The sequence below is a fragment of the Gluconacetobacter entanii genome (assembly GCF_003206495.1).
In the GTDB taxonomy this organism is placed as follows: Bacteria; Pseudomonadota; Alphaproteobacteria; order Acetobacterales; family Acetobacteraceae; genus Novacetimonas; species Novacetimonas entanii.
Genome location: NZ_NKUF01000033.1, coordinates 15,880 through 30,211, shown reverse-complemented (window position 1 = coordinate 30,211; position 14,332 = coordinate 15,880). Strand labels below are relative to the sequence as shown.

At 67.0% G+C, this 14,332-nt stretch carries 11 protein-coding genes; 4 read left to right on the top strand and 7 right to left on the bottom strand.

The features are described from left to right. The coding region (locus CFR72_RS17850) for a hypothetical protein (protein WP_146220728.1) at positions 1-190 on the bottom strand (190 nt) is incomplete at its 3' end. 469 nt (positions 191-659) lie between these two features. On the opposite strand from CFR72_RS17850, the gene hpnH reads away from it, so the two are divergent. Next, positions 660-1,841 (top strand): adenosyl-hopene transferase HpnH, encoded by a 1,182-nt coding sequence (gene hpnH / locus CFR72_RS12505; protein ID WP_110914259.1) that lies wholly within the window; start codon positions 660-662, stop codon positions 1,839-1,841. A 187-nt stretch (positions 1,842-2,028) separates the two neighbouring features. Continuing rightward, complete coding sequence (locus tag CFR72_RS12500) at positions 2,029-3,318, top strand: hemolysin family protein (protein ID WP_110914258.1); 1,290 nt, start codon at positions 2,029-2,031, stop codon at positions 3,316-3,318. Positions 3,319-3,486: 168 nt separating this feature from the next. On the opposite strand, the gene CFR72_RS12495 is transcribed toward CFR72_RS12500, so the two are convergent. Together CFR72_RS12495 and CFR72_RS12490 are read right to left on the bottom strand one after the other, a co-directional pair. Continuing rightward, entirely contained in the window at positions 3,487-5,463 is a 1,977-nt protein-coding gene (locus CFR72_RS12495) for a lytic transglycosylase domain-containing protein (RefSeq protein ID WP_110914257.1), read from the bottom strand. A gap of 173 nt (positions 5,464-5,636) precedes the next feature. Then, positions 5,637-6,515 (bottom strand): uracil-DNA glycosylase, encoded by an 879-nt coding sequence (locus CFR72_RS12490; protein WP_110914256.1) that lies wholly within the window; start codon positions 6,513-6,515, stop codon positions 5,637-5,639. Positions 6,516-6,638: 123 nt separating this feature from the next. On the opposite strand from CFR72_RS12490, the gene CFR72_RS12485 reads away from it, so the two are divergent. Further along, positions 6,639-8,618, top strand: a complete 1,980-nt coding sequence (locus CFR72_RS12485) for a tetratricopeptide repeat protein (protein ID WP_244182290.1) — start codon at positions 6,639-6,641, stop codon at positions 8,616-8,618. Next, positions 8,615-9,514, top strand: coding sequence for a 4-(cytidine 5'-diphospho)-2-C-methyl-D-erythritol kinase (locus CFR72_RS12480; protein WP_110914254.1), 900 nt, complete (start codon positions 8,615-8,617; stop codon positions 9,512-9,514). The genes CFR72_RS12485 and CFR72_RS12480 overlap by 4 nt, the downstream gene beginning before the upstream one ends. Before the next feature lie 210 nt (positions 9,515-9,724). Here the strand turns inward: CFR72_RS12480 and CFR72_RS12475 are convergent, their stop codons facing one another. From CFR72_RS12475 to CFR72_RS12460, 4 genes are all read right to left on the bottom strand, one after another. After that, positions 9,725-10,717, bottom strand: a complete 993-nt coding sequence (locus CFR72_RS12475) for an SDR family oxidoreductase (protein WP_110914263.1) — start codon at positions 10,715-10,717, stop codon at positions 9,725-9,727. 192 nt (positions 10,718-10,909) lie between these two features. Continuing rightward, positions 10,910-11,488, bottom strand: a complete 579-nt coding sequence (locus CFR72_RS12470; protein ID WP_110914253.1) for a YqaA family protein — start codon at positions 11,486-11,488, stop codon at positions 10,910-10,912. A gap of 66 nt (positions 11,489-11,554) precedes the next feature. Continuing rightward, positions 11,555-13,342: an ATP-binding protein gene (locus CFR72_RS12465; protein ID WP_408869981.1), complete on the bottom strand. Its 1,788-nt coding sequence runs from the start codon at positions 13,340-13,342 to the stop codon at positions 11,555-11,557. Positions 13,343-13,347: 5 nt separating this feature from the next. Next, on the bottom strand, positions 13,348-14,067 hold the full coding sequence (locus CFR72_RS12460) for a response regulator (protein WP_110914252.1): 720 nt from the start codon (positions 14,065-14,067) through the stop codon (positions 13,348-13,350). Between the last annotated feature and the right edge of the window lie 265 nt (positions 14,068-14,332).

The following is a 14,332-nucleotide window of genomic DNA, read 5'->3' as shown; positions in this document are numbered from 1 at the left end:
GCTCCACCGAAAGGTTGCGCATGTCATGCGGGTAACGCACACGGTCCAGTTGCGCAAAACGGCCCAGCGTCGGGATCGAGCCCCACCGGTCCGCCTCGGGCCGGGTCCCGGAAGAAGCTTCCGCAGAACCTCCTGGCGAAGCCGCAGACGGGGGGGCGTCGTGCTTGGGGGCTGCCTTCGGCTGGTCCATGATGGTCGCGTCCATTTATCTTTGTCGGGATCTGTCCGGGGAAACGGGTCAGACCCTGAACCGGTTTCTTGGTCGGCCGCCTCATGCCCGGCATCACGGCCCGCCCGTATCCATGGGGGCGACGGTCGCGACAGCCGGGTATCATGCGACATGGTCATGGTCATTCATGACGACCGCAAGGTGTTCGCCCCTTGCGCACGTTATGGCAAGGGTGGATAAATACTAAATCGCCGTGTGTTGTGAATTCGCCACACCCCATACGATAGCAATTGAATACAGGATGTTTTTTGTCCTATACAGCCGCCAAAGTGTTCATGTGTCGTAACAACTCCGCAACCTCGCCATGTTCTTGATGCACGGCTGACACCTGTCGGGGTTGTTTTCTTGCGATCGGACGTGTCCATAGTCCGGACTACATGATTTGGAATCAAGACCGGCGTCCGTGCGCCGGTGCAGGAGCAGAGGTTTCATGGCCGTTCCTATTATGCAGGCCGTCCGGGTGGGCGCCTACGTCGTCAAACAGCACCTGACGCGCCGCCAGCGCTATCCGCTGGTGCTGATGCTCGAACCGTTGTTCCGCTGCAACCTTGCATGCGCGGGCTGCGGCAAGATCGATTATCCCGCGCAGATCCTGAACCAGCGCATGACCGTGCAGGAATGCCTGGACGCGGATACGGAGGCAGGCGCCCCCGTCATTGCCGTGGCCGGTGGCGAACCGCTGCTGCACAAGGAAATGCCGGAGATCATCCGCCAGCTTATCGCGCGCAAGAAATACGTCTATCTCTGCACCAACGCGCTGCTGCTGGAAAAGAAGCTCGACGATTATGAGCCGAGCCCCTTCTTCTCTTGGGACGTGCATCTTGATGGCGACCCGGCGATGCATGACGCCTCCGTCTGCCAGGAAGGCGTGTACGAACGCGCCGTCGCGGCCATCAAGAAGGCGAAGGCCCGTGGTTTCCGCGTGTCCATCAACTGCACCCTGTTCGATGGCGCGGACCCCAAGCGTGTCGCCGCGTTCTTTGACGAGGTGATGGCCATGGGCGTGGACGGCATCATGACCGCCCCCGGCTATGCCTATGAGCGCGCGCCGGACCAGGAGCACTTCCTGAACCGCCAGAAGACGAAGCAGCTGTTCCGCGACATCTTCCGCCTTGGCAAGGGCAAGAAGTGGCGCTTCACGCAGTCTCCGCTGTTCCTGAACTTCCTTGCCGGGAACGAGCAGTACCACTGCACCCCGTGGGGCAAGCCGCTGCGCAACGTCTTTGGCTGGCAGCGCCCGTGCTACCTGCTGGGTGAAGGCTACGCCAAGAGCTTTGAAGAGCTGATGGCCGACACCAACTGGGATTCGTATGGCACCGGCAACTATGAAAAGTGCGCCGACTGCATGGTCCATTCGGGCTACGAATCGACGGCGGTGATGGATGCGGTGCGTCGTCCGTGGCACATCGCCAAGGTCGCGCTGTTCGGGCCGGAAACGGAAAAGCCGATGGTGCCGGAAATCTCGCTGGCGAACCAGCGGCCTGCGGAATACGTCTTCACGCAGCATGTCGATGCGAAGATGGAGGAACTGGCGGCCCGTAAGAAGCCGGCAGCCCCCCCGCGCGTGAACAAGGTGTCCGCGCAGCCGGAAACGGCGGCCGCCGCCGACTGATCCCATGCCCGTCCGGGCCATGGAGCAGGATAAAAGGTAACGGAATGGCGGGGCATGTCCCCGCCATTTCTGTATCCGGCACAGGAAAATGACCCGCCGCGAATCGGGACCGATTCGGTCTGGGTTGGGGATGTGCATGATTTCGGGTGTCATCGACGCGCGCGATATGCTCTAGGATCGCGGCATCATGCTTGTCTCCCTGATTATCATATTCTGCCTTGTTCTCCTCAACGGTGTGTTCGCGATGGGGGAACTGGCGCTGATTTCCGCACGGCGCGCACGTCTTGCGGTCATGTCAAAGGCCGGGGTCAAGGGGGCGGACCGGGCGCTGAAGCTGGCGAACGACCCGCAGGGCTTCCTGCCGACGGTGCAGGTCGGGATGACCCTTGTCTCGATTCTGGAGGGCACGTTCGGCGGCACCAGCATCGAGGCGCGGATGACGCACTGGCTGCTGCACTTTCCCCGCCTTGCCCCGTTCGCCAGCGAAATCTCGATGACCGTGGTCGTCAGCAGCATCACCGCCATCATGCTGGTGGGCGGTGAACTGGTGCCCAAGCAGATCTCCCTGCGCCAGCCTGAACAGATCGCCGCCCGCCTTGCCCTGCCGCTGGAGGGACTCGCCTGGATTTCGCGCCCGGTGGTCTGGCTGCTGGGGCGGGCGTCGGAACTGGTGCTGCGCCTGATGCGGGTCAATGCGCATGCCAGCACGGCCCTGACGGAAGAGGAACTGCGCGCCTACATCGCCGAGGGCGCGCAGGCGGGCGTGCTGGAGCAGGAGGAGCGCGACATGATCGAGCGCCTGCTGCGCATGGCGGACCGGCCCGTGCGCGCGATCATGACGCCACGCACCGAACTGTGCTGGATCGAGCGCCATGTTCCACGCGCGGAACTGCTACGCATCCTGCGCTCCACCACCTATTCGCGTATCGTGGTCTGTGACGGGGGGGTGGACAATCCGGTGGGCGTCATCCTCGCCAAGGACATGCTGGACCGCTTCCTTGATGGCAAGAGTCCCTCGGTCGAGGCCGGACTGCGGCGTCCCATTTCCGTGCCGGATACGCTGTCGGCGTTCGACATGCTGGACCGGATGCGTTCATCGCCGCTCGGCCTGGCGCTGGTGCTGGACGAATATGGCTCGTTCGAGGGAATCGTGACGTCCTCCGACCTGTTCGGCGCCATCGTGGGCGAACAGCACGAACCCGGCAGCACCCCGCCGCAGCGGATCGCCCATGACAATGTGCTGGTGCTCGACGGGTCCATGCCGGCCGATGAGGTCAAGCACAGGCTGGACCTGTCGGACCTGCCGGCGGAAGGTAGTTACCATACCCTTGGCGGCCTGATCCTTGCGCTGTTGCGACGTGTGCCCGCACGCGGCGACAAGGTCGTGTTTTCCGGCTGGCTGTTCGAGGTGCTGGAGATGGAGGGACGGCGCGTGGTGCGTGTCCGTGCCAGCCGTCAGGTGCTGGCGGAGAACTGAGGCTGGTTCCCGGGGGCTTTGCCCCCGAACCCCCACCAAAGGGCGCGGCCCTTTGGAAACTATGACTTTTAAACGGATCAGGGTGCAGGGAGCGTGCTCCCTGCCGGGTCCGGGCAAGCTGCCCGGATGTTATCCGCCTGCGTGGTTTTTTACGCCGGAGGGCAGATGTCAGTGGATCGTGCGTGAACCGCCGTGCACGAGGTTCTGCTCGGGGCTGAAGGCGGGCCATTCGTTGCGGGCCAGCGTCTCCAGCGAAGGTGAGGGCAGGTGAAGCCTGTCGGCATAGATCCACAGGTAGGTAAAGGCGCGACGGACATAATCGCGGGTCTCGTTATTGGGCAACTGCTCGATATACAGCAGCGGGTCATCGGCCTCGTCCGTGCCGTTGGCGGCGCGGCGGGCGATGGCGGATGGCCCGGCGTTGTAACTGGCGAGCATGCGGATCAGGTCGCCCCCGGCCGGTGCGTGCGGCCCCGGGTGCTGGGTCGAAAGCTGCGCCAGGTAAAGGACGTAAAGCTGCCCGATCTCCAGGTTGTGGCCCGGGTCATGCAGGGCCGCCGGACGCCCGGCATAGTCCATGCCGCTGTGGGTGACGAAGCCCGCCGTCACCGGCATCACCTGCATCAGGCCGTGCGCCCCGGAACCGGAAACCGCATTGGCATCGAAATTGGATTCCAGCCGTGTCAGCGCATACACCAGCGCCGGGTCCATGCGGAACCCGTGGTCAGGATGCAGCGGCGGCAGGGGGAAGCGCGTCTCGCGGTCCGACTGGTCCCCTGCCTGCGACTGGATCAGCAGCGCCATCTGCGACGCCAGTTCCTTCATGCCCATGGCATCCGCCACAAGCTGGAGGGAGCGGCACAGCGCGGCATCGTTCTGCACATCGGGCCACAGGCGGCGCAGGGTGGCTTCGGCGCGGGCGTTTTCACCCACCTGCGCCAGGGCGAAGGCCCTGCGTCCGGCAGGTGTCGCGGCGACGGCCTCCACGTCGATTTCACCCATCACCGGGGTGCCTTCATGCAGCGGGTGCCGGTCATCGGCCAGCGACATGGACGCCCCGTCCCCGATCGTGCCGGGGTGGGTGGGGGCGGCATGACGCAGGCCCAGCGCCTGGCTGGCCAGCATGCCATAGAATGTGTGCGGGGCGGCGGCGGCGCGATGCAGCCATGGCTCGTACGCCGCGACGTCACCCACCGCGCGGTGCGAACGCGCGGCCCAGAAGGCGGCGCCCGCACGGATGCTGCCCGGTGTCAGGGGCGCGCGCGACGCGGCCTCGAACAGGGGCTCGGCCTGGTCGGGGCGTCCCTGCCGCCAGGCCGCGAGGCCCGCGACATAGCCCGCAAGGCCGAGGCGGCCGGAGGATGTCTCGAACGCCTCACGCGCGATGCTCAGGGCGAGGCGGTTTTCGCCCGCGCTGAACAGGGTCATCGCGACCTCGGTCCGCAGGTGGGCGGCATACAGGGGGTTCAGGCCCGGCGTCGCCTGGATCAGGTGCAGCGCGCTTCGGGCGCCCTTGACGCCCTGCGACGTGCGCTCCCGCACCGTATGGTCCAGCAGGCTGTTGCGGGTGAAGACCCGCAGGGAGGGATCGTCCTCCTCCGGCAGGTGGACGTGCGCGGGGGCCCGTACGCTGCCCAGCGCGATGTCGGGTGGTGCGGGCGGCAGCGGGGTTCCGCGCGGCGCCTGCGCCACAAGCAGGGCATGGATGGCCGGGGAATCCGCCAGGGAGGAGAAGGTCCGCAGCCACATGCGCAACTGCCCCGTGCTGGGGTGATAGGCGGGGTTCAGGTAGCGCGCGGCCAGAAGGTCGCCAAGCAGCAGGTCGTCATGGATGCTGGCTGTCTGGCTGATGGCGGCGTCAAAGCGGCCTTCGCGCTGCAGGGCAAAAATCCTGCGGATGCGTGCCGCGTCGTCAGGCGCAAGCACACGCGGCAGGCTGACACTGCCACCGCCCCGGGTCGGGAAGCGTGGAAGCGCAAGCGCTGTTTCCTCGTTGTGGCCGCTCTGGGCTGATCCATCCGGATCCAGCGCCCTGTGGTCCACCGATTGGGCACGAAGCGGCGCGAAGGCTGCTCCTGCCAGGAATGCGGCACCCGCCAGGAATGCGGTTACCGCGGTGGGGGGGGTATGATTTATCCCTCGCATGGCTCGCGGGGTTTAGGACCTTGCGAGCAAGAAAGCAACCCAATTGCGTCGGACGCTTATCAATAAGATTTCACAACAGTTATTGGAACCGAAATATATCCTTGAAAACACGTCCTGAAACGCAGGTTGATATACCTGATGTTAATGAATGGACACCTGTTAATATATCATGATTACGCGCCATGATTGTATCCGTCTTCCTGTAACGTTTTGCGTAACTCCAGCATGTCTTTCCATGCATCACGGCGTGCTGTCGGACTGGCGCGCAACTGCTGTGCGTGGCGCATCGGCAATGCGGGGATAACGTGCGCCGTGCCTGAATTGTTGCCTGTTTCGGACAGGTTTGGCGGCACGGTGATGTCGCGCCACCGCCCGCGTGCGCGCGCCGCCGTTATGCGCTCCCCCGTCAGGAGGGCGACGGGGATGTTGCCCATCAGGATCAGGCGGCGCGGCCGGGCCAGCACAATCAGGCGTTGCAGGAATGGCAGGCATGATTTCAGCTCCATGGCGGAGGGCGGACGCCCCCCCGGTGGCCGCCATGCGATGACGGGGGCAAGGAACAGGTCATCGCGCGACAGGCCGATGGAGCCGAACATCCGGTCGGTCAGGCGCCCCGTCTCCCCACAGAACGCCACGCCGCCGCGGTCCTCGTCCGCGTCGGGGGCCTCGCCCACCACCATGACATGCGCGCCGGGCCTGCCCTGCGGGGCGACGGTATGGGTCGCGGTGTCACGCAGGGCGCAGTGTTCGAACGAGGCCATGACGGCGTGCAGTTCCTCCACCGTGGTGGCGCGGGCGGCGCAGGCGCGTGCATCGGCAGCGGCCCGTTCGGCCATCGTCGCGGCGGACGGTGGCGGGGCGGGACGCGATGGCCGGGCGGCGGGGGATGCGGGGGTGGCATGGGAAAAATGATGTCCCTCGTCCCCCGCACGCTGTATGGGGGGGGGTGGTTTGGCCTGCGGCGTGGTCAGCCGGTCCACGGGAAAGGGAGACAGCGCCTCGTCCGCGCCCCATTCCACATACAGTTGCAACAGGGACAGGGAATCGGTCATCGGATGGATACATCCCGGACAGGCAGGGCATTCACAGGGTCAGGCACCAGCATGGCGGGCGCAGGCGCGGCGCATGGGCGCGGCATTTGGCATCGCGCCGCGCACACGCTAGATTCTGGTTTCATGCTGTCCTCCCGTTTCTGGCGCGTGGCGCTGCTGGGTGCCGTTGTACCGCTGCTTGGCATTATTCCCAACCGCGAAACGCACGCCGCCGCCCCCGTGACCTCCCGTCTGACCACCCGTCCAGGCCCCGCCGGCACCCCCACCGTGACACAGAGCCTGGCGACAAACGTGCTGGTCGCCACCATCGCCGCGAGCGAGGGCGACAATGCGGAGGCCGCGCGCACCTTCACCCGCGCGGCGCAGCTTGCACCATCCTACCGCCCCTTTGTCGAGCGTGCGTTCCTGTATTCCATCCTTGCCGGCAGTCCCGACGCCGCCCGCCTTGCGCGCCAGCAGCCGCCCGGCGTGGTACCCGAACTGGTGATGGGCAATGCCGCGGCCATCGCATCGGACTGGGCCGGGGCGCTGGCCCATTATGACAAGGCGCCGGACGATCCCATCATGAACATCGTCCGCCCCCTGCTGCGGGCATGGGCGCTGCAGGGGATGGGCCGCACGGATGACGCGCTGGCGGCGCTGAACCGCGCGCAGGCGGACCACCTGCTGGGTGGGTACTATACGCTGCATGCCGCCCTGATCGCGGAAATGGGCGGGCAGGCGATGCGCGCCGATACGCTGTACCGCCGCGCGCTGGACATGTCGGGCGGCGACCTGTTCACCACGCGGGTGCTGACCCACTGGCTTTACCGGCAGGGCAAGGCGGCGCAGGCGCGTGACATGATCGCGGCCAAGATCGCCTCCATGGCGGCGCTGGAACCCGCGCGGCCTGCGCTGGTCGCAGCACTGGGCCGTCCCGTCGTCACCAGACCGCAGCAGGCCATGGCGCAGGCGTACGGCCTGCTGGCGCTGCTGATGGACCAGCAGAACGCGGCGGAGACACCGCCACCCAAGCCTGGGGAGGACCATCCCGCCCACGACCATGACATCACCACCCTGCGCAGTACGGAGCAGATGATGCTGCGCCTGTCGCTGATGCTTGATCCCGCGAACACGGAGGCGCGGATCCTCCTGTCCGCCCTGTTCCATGCGGAGGACGAGAACCAGCAGGCGATCGACGTGCTGGCGGAGGTTTCGCCCAATGACCCGATGGCCGTCGTCATCCGCGCGGAGGAAGGCGAGCTTGACATGGCGCTGGGCCACCGGGCGGAGGCGGAGCGCATCATCCGTGGCCTGCTGCGCGATGCACCCACGGACCGGACCCTGTGGTGCGACATGGGCGACATCATGCTGGGGCAAGGCAAGTGGCGCGAGGCCCTGTCGGCCTATACCCACGCGCTGGCGCTGTCGGGTACGCTGGAGGGGGACGACTGGCGCGTGCTGTTCGGGCAGTCGATCGCCTATGACCGGCTTGGCGACTGGAAACATGCAAAGGCGGGACTGACGCAGGCGCTGCGCATGGCCCCGAACGAGGCGGAACTGCTCAACGACCTTGGCTATTCCATGGTCGAACATGGCGATGACCCGGCGACGGCGGAAAACTACCTGCGCCGCGCGCTGGCCCTGTCGCCCGATGACGGGCAGATCCGTGACAGTGTCGGCTGGGTCGAACTGCGCCTTGGCCATGTGGGCGAGGGACTGCCGCTGCTGGAACGCGCGGCGGAGCAGATGCCCCAGGACCCGGCGATCAACTATCACCTTGGCGTGGCCTACTGGGTGTCGGGGCGCAGGCTGGAGGCGGTGGATGCGTGGCAGGACGCCGCACAGTTCCATCCCGATCCCCCCGACCAGCGCAAGATTACCGCCGCCCTTGCCTATGCCGCGTCGCAGGCGGCGGCGCACCCGCCCGCCCATGCCACTGTCCCGGCCGACCTGCGCATCACGCCGGCCAGCACCCCCGCACCGGCCGCATCCGGTTCCACCGCTGCTGCGCCTGCGGTGTCCCCTTCGGCGGCAGGCACGGCGGCATCCCCGAATCCCCAGACCACAGGCCCTGCCGATAACAGGCCAGCAGGCGACAAGAAGGACGGAGCACACAAGTGACGGCAACCCAGAGCGAATCGGCGCATGCGAAAATCAACCTCTACCTGCATGTGACCGGACGCCGTGCGGACGGATATCACCTGCTGGACAGTGTGGCGGTGTTTGCCGGTGCGGCGGATGTGCTGGATGTGGAGGTCGCGCAGGCGCGTGGCGCGGCACTCGGGCTTCGGATCGACGGGATGTTCGGCGCCGGGTTGCGTGGCGATGATGCCACCAACCTCGTCATCCGCGCCGCCGACGCACTGCGCGCGCGCGCGGGTGCGGGGGCGCAGGCGCTGCCGTCGCTGGATGCCGTGCTGCACAAGGAACTGCCGGTGGCGTCGGGAATCGGCGGTGGCTCGGCCGATGCCGCGGCCGCCCTGCGCTGCGTGATGAAGGCATGGGACATGGATGTGCCGCGTGCCGAACTGCTGGAAATCGCGACGGCACTGGGCGCGGACGTTCCGGTCTGCCTGGATCAGGTCCCCACGCGCATGAGCGGGATTGGCGAAATCCTGCGTCCCGCGCCGGTCCTGCCGCAATGCGGGATGATGCTGGTCAATTGCGGGATGAGCGTCTCCACCCCTGCGGTGTTCCGTGCGCGGCAGGGCGGATTCCGCCCGGCCCCGGACCTGCCCGCCCGGTGGGAGACGCTGTCGCAGATGGTGGGAACGCTGTCGGAACTGAGCAACGACCTTGAAGACGCGGCCTGCGAGGTATGTCCCACGATTCGCGAGGTCCTGTCGGCCCTGCGCGCCGCCCCCGGCTGCCGCTTTGCCCGGATGAGCGGGTCGGGTGCGACCTGCTTTGCCCTGTTCGATTCGCCGCAGGCGGCGGAACTGGCGCAGGATGCAGTAGCCCGCCCGGGCTGGTGGGTCTGGGCGGGGGACCTGTATCGCGACGGGCGTGCCGCCTGAAGCACCCGGGCGGCTTCCCGGACCCGGCAGGGAGCGCGCTCCCTGCACCCTGATTCATTAAAAGTCATGGTTTCCAAAGGGTAATACCCTTTGGTGGGGTTTCAGGGGCAAAGCCCCTGAGCCTGCGGGCTTATCGGCGCATGAAGCACCCGGTCGCTGCCCGGGCCCGGCAGGGAGCGTGCTCCCTGCATCCTGATTCGTGAAAAGAACCTATCCCCGGCGACGGCAGCGCACGGCGAGCATCAGCGCGAATCCCGCCGCGGCGATGGCGGTGCCCACCTGCGCATGGCGTGACGTCAGCAGCGGCGGCACGCCCTTGCGCGTGATCATGTCGAAGCGGCCATGTGCTGCGTACGCCCCGGCGATGGTGCCGAACAGGTCGTCGGGTTCGTTGCCTTCCACCGCGACCTTTTCCATCTGTTTCGCATAGCCGCCCTTCGACAGCCAGCGATCCGACAGGCCGGGCAGGAAGGTGGAGATCACCCACGACTTGATCCCCGACGTGCCGACCCAGATGTCGCGATATTTCCCGAACGCCGCGCGGCAGATCGCCTCCGCCGCGATTTCGGGTTCATAGACCGGGCCCATCGGCTTCAGGCGCTTGCCCGTATGGTTGCGCGTCCATGAAAAATGCGGCGTGTTGATCGACGGCAGGTGCACCAGCGCGATGTGGATGCGGTCCCCGTCATGCAGCAGTTCGGGGCGCAGGCTTTCGGAAAATGTGCGGATCGCGGCGCGCGCGCCATTTTCGATGGATTGCAGCGGCGGCGGACGCAGTCCCGCAAGGGCGACAAGGTTGACGATCGTGCCATAGGAACGCCTGCGCATCCGCAGCAGGGCGGAGCGCGTGCCATTGACGGTGCCAAGGTACGTGACCTCGGTCGCGCGGCGGATCTCGTCCGGGGTGATCGCGGCAAGCTGCCCGCGCACGCCGGCCCCGGCGCAGTTGACCCAGATGGTGATGGGGCCAAGCGCCTGTTCGATTTCCTCCGCCGCCGCGTCAAGGGCGGCCGCATCCGCCACGTCGGCGCAGGCGATGTGCGTGCGGACGTTGAGCGCCTGGAGTTCCGCCGCCGCATCGTTCAGCCGGTCCCGGTTGCGCCCGACCAGGGCGATATCGCATCCGGCCCGTGCAAGCGTGCGGGCGGTGGCGCGACCGATGCCGGCCCCTGCACCGGTAATGACAGCAACCTGTTGCGGCATGAAGAATGGCTCCGTGTAGGTGATGGATGCTCCCCGCTGGCCGTATCCGTGCCAGACGGGGCGGCGGCGCGGGATGATCCGGTTGATGGCGTCTGTTGCGGGCATGTTATCACGCGTCCGCGCCCGAAGCCTATCCGGCATAAGGCATGGCGGCTGCGATATCGTGGCCGGACATCGTACGCAGGTGGCGCGTCAGACATATTTCAGCGCGACGAATCCCCCCACGACCAGCACCGCGAACGCGCCCGCCACCAGCGGCAGGCGGCGTTCGATGAAGGCCTGCACCGGCGCGCCGAACCGCCGCAGCAATGCCGCGACAAGGAAAAACCGCACCCCGCGCGTGATCGCGCACGCCACAAGGAACGGCCCGAGCGCCAGGTGGGAGGCACCGCTGGCGATGGTGACGAATTTGAAGGGGATCGGCGTCAGCCCCTTGATGAGGATGATCCACACCCCCCATTCGCGAAACCGCGCCTGAAGCCCCGCCAGCGTCGCCTGCGCGTGATAGAAGCGGACAACCGGCATCGCCACGTAATCCAGCAGGAACGCGCCGATATACCATCCCGCCACCGCGCCACACAGGCTGGCGGCGGTGCATATCGCGGCCAGGCGCCAGGCCTGCTCCCGCCGCGCCAGGACCATCGGGATCAGCAGCAGGTCCGGCGGCAGGGGAAAGACACTGGCCTCCGCAAAGGCGACCAGCGCCAGCCACAGCGCGGCATGGCGGCTGGCGGACAGGTGGAGCGTGCGTGTGTAAAGGCGGTCAAGCATGGATCGGGGGCCCGCGACTTTCGGCAGCCGGGACGGGATGGGAAATGGCATGCCGTGGCCACCACCCTAGCAGACAAGTGTGACGGTCACACGCAATCCGTGCGGGCTGCAGTTGCCAAGGCGGATGTCACCGCCCAGCCCCCAGATGATGTTGCGCGAAATCGACAGGCCAAGCCCGGTGCCCCCGGTTTCGCGGTTGCGGCTTTCCTCCGCCCGGACAAAGGGGTCGAACATGCGCTCCAGGTCGCCGGGCGGCAGGCCGGGGCCGTCATCCTCGATCCACAGGCGTGTCACCATCTCGTCCGGGTCGTTGCGGCCGCCGGGTTCGGGCGGGAACAGGGTGACGCGCACGTTGACGCCATACTTGATCGCGTTGGTCACAAGGTTGTTGAGCGCACGTTTCAGCGCGACGGGGCGCGCATGGATCGTCACGTCGGGCGGGTCTGTGGTGAAGCCGATGCCCTCCGCCAGGTCGGGATGGGTCTCGGCGGCCTCGTCAAGGATGGTCTGCAGCAGGATCGTCAGGTTCAGCGCGCGCATCGGTTCGCGCTGTTCCGCGTCGCGCCCGAAGGACAGGGTGGCGGCGACCATGGCCTCAAGCTCGTCAAGGTCGGCAAGGAAACGGTGCTGCATTTCCTCGTCCTCGATGAACTCCGCGCGCAGTTTCAGCCGTGTGATCGGCGTGCGCAGGTCGTGGCCGATGGCCGTCAGCATCAGCGTGCGGTCCGACAGGAAGCGGCGGATACGCCGGGCCATGGTGTTGAACGCCATGGCCGCGCGCGCGACCTCCAGCGGGCCATCCTCCGGCATGGGGGGCGCGTTGACGTCACGGCCAAGCGCCTCCGCCGCCGCACCCAGCGTCCCGACCGGCGCGATCAGGCGGCGCACCCCCCACAGGATCAGCACGCCGCCCGCCACCGTCATCAGGATGAAGGCGATCGGGAAGGTGGGGGAGCGAAAGACATTGGGCCGGCGCATGACGTAATGGATCGTCAGCCAGCGATGCTCGTCCGGCAGCAGGAAGGCGATCGCACGCTGCCGTCCCTCCCGGTTGGAGGGGGAGACCATGACCTGCAGCGGGCGCAGGTTCATCGGCAGCGGCGGGCCACCGCCCCATTGCGGCCCCCCGCCCCATGGCGGACCGCCCCACGGGAAGCGGCCGCCGCCAAATGCCTGCGGGCCGCCATCACGCCCGCGCCAGCGTGGTGCCCCGTTGCCCGGCCCTTCGTTGCCCCGACCGCCATTGTCACGACCACCGTTGCCCCGGTCATCGTGGTCCGGGCCGCCATTGCCGGGTCCGGTGTTCCCGGTGTTACCGGGGGCAGCAGTGCCTGCGGCGTTCCTGTCCGCGGGCATCCCGCCATGGCCCATCTGGCCACCCGGTCCGCCGTCCGGCCCCTGTTCAGGCGGGCCGCCCCATGGTCCCTCCATCCGGCCCATGCGGTGTTCGCCCCGGGGGGGATGCATCAGGCTGTCGATCATGTCGGGTTCGGGGCCGGGCGTCAGTTCGGCATGAAAGCCGGCCGGCATGTGCAGCGCCGCCAGTTCCGCATCGCGATGGTCGATCGCGGTTTCCACGATCCCGCGATACAGGGTCGCGACCTCGGTATGGTATTTCTCCTCGATCATGCGGCGGTCGAAATCCAGCCGGTCCAGCGCATGGATCGCAAGGCCGGCCGCCTGGATCACGCCCAGCCCGCAGATCAGCAGCAGGCTGGTCCGCGCGGCGAGCGAGGGCGGACGCAGCCGCCCCAGCAGCGCGCGCACGCGTCCCCCCCGCCCCGGCGGTGGCGTCTCCGCCACGGGAACGATGTCGTCGGGATGGATCAGGGGCGGGGGGGAAGCGCCATGCAACAGGGTCAGGTCCGTTCGATTTCCGCCGCCAGGACATAGCCACCGCCCCGGACCGTCTTGATCAACTGCGCATTGCGGCCGTCATCCTCCAGCTTGCGTCGCAGGCGGCTGATGGCCACGTCGATGGCGCGGTCGAACGGCCCGGCCTGCCGCCCGCGCAGCATGTCGAACAGCATGTCGCGCGTCAGCACCCGGTTGGCGCGTTCCAGCAGGGCCAGCAGCAGGTCGTATTCCCCACCCGTCAGCGGCACCTCCGTCCCCGCCGGATTCAGCAGGCGGCGGCGCACGGTGTCGAGTTCCCATCCCGCAAAGCGCAGGGTCCGGCGCGCGCCCGTGCTGCGCGGGTCGGGATTGTCGTTCACCCGGCGCAGGACCGCGCGGATCCGCGCCAGCAGTTCACGCGGGTTGAAGGGTTTGGGCACGTAATCGTCCGCGCCGAGTTCAAGCCCGATGATCCGGTCCGTATCGTCGCCCATGGCCGTCAGCATGATGATCGGCACATCCGCCTGCGTGCGCAGCCAGCGCGCGACATCCAGCCCGCTTTCCCCCGGCAGCATGAGGTCGAGGATCACAAGCTGGTAATGCCCGCCCGTCCATTTGCGACGCGTTTCCTGTCCGTCGCGTGCCGTTGTCACGCGCAGTTCGTTGCGTTCAAGGAAGCGGGCAAGCAGCTCCCGTATCTCGCGGTCGTCATCAACGATCAGGATATGCGGCAATGGGTCCATGACATGGCATCCTAGAGGAAAGGAGGTGGCTTCACACCTGCTGTTTCACTCCGTTGCAATATGGCGCCGGTGCGGGGAAAGGCACCGCGATGAACGCACGGAAAGGCGCAGCGGGGAGGGCATGCCACTGCCCTCGGTGCGATGGGGGCGGGGCGGCCCGGGACACTGCAATCCCCGGGCGCGGCCCCCTGTCTTCGGGATTCTTTGGAAAGAACCCGTCGATGAAGGGAATAAAGGTCTTTCGGGTGTCGCCCTGTTTTTAAAA

Coding starts and splice junctions, on each gene's coding strand:
- hpnH (WP_110914259.1), top strand. CDS start 660: ATGGCCGTTCCTATTATGCAGGCCGTCCGGGTGGGCGCCTACGTCGTC.
- CFR72_RS12500 (WP_110914258.1), top strand. CDS start 2,029: ATGCTTGTCTCCCTGATTATCATATTCTGCCTTGTTCTCCTCAACGGT.
- CFR72_RS12495 (WP_110914257.1), bottom strand. CDS start 5,463: ATGCGAGGGATAAATCATACCCCCCCCACCGCGGTAACCGCATTCCTG.
- CFR72_RS12490 (WP_110914256.1), bottom strand. CDS start 6,515: ATGACCGATTCCCTGTCCCTGTTGCAACTGTATGTGGAATGGGGCGCG.
- CFR72_RS12485 (WP_244182290.1), top strand. CDS start 6,639: ATGCTGTCCTCCCGTTTCTGGCGCGTGGCGCTGCTGGGTGCCGTTGTA.
- CFR72_RS12475 (WP_110914263.1), bottom strand. CDS start 10,717: ATGCCGCAACAGGTTGCTGTCATTACCGGTGCAGGGGCCGGCATCGGT.
- CFR72_RS12470 (WP_110914253.1), bottom strand. CDS start 11,488: ATGCTTGACCGCCTTTACACACGCACGCTCCACCTGTCCGCCAGCCGC.
- CFR72_RS12460 (WP_110914252.1), bottom strand. CDS start 14,067: ATGGACCCATTGCCGCATATCCTGATCGTTGATGACGACCGCGAGATA.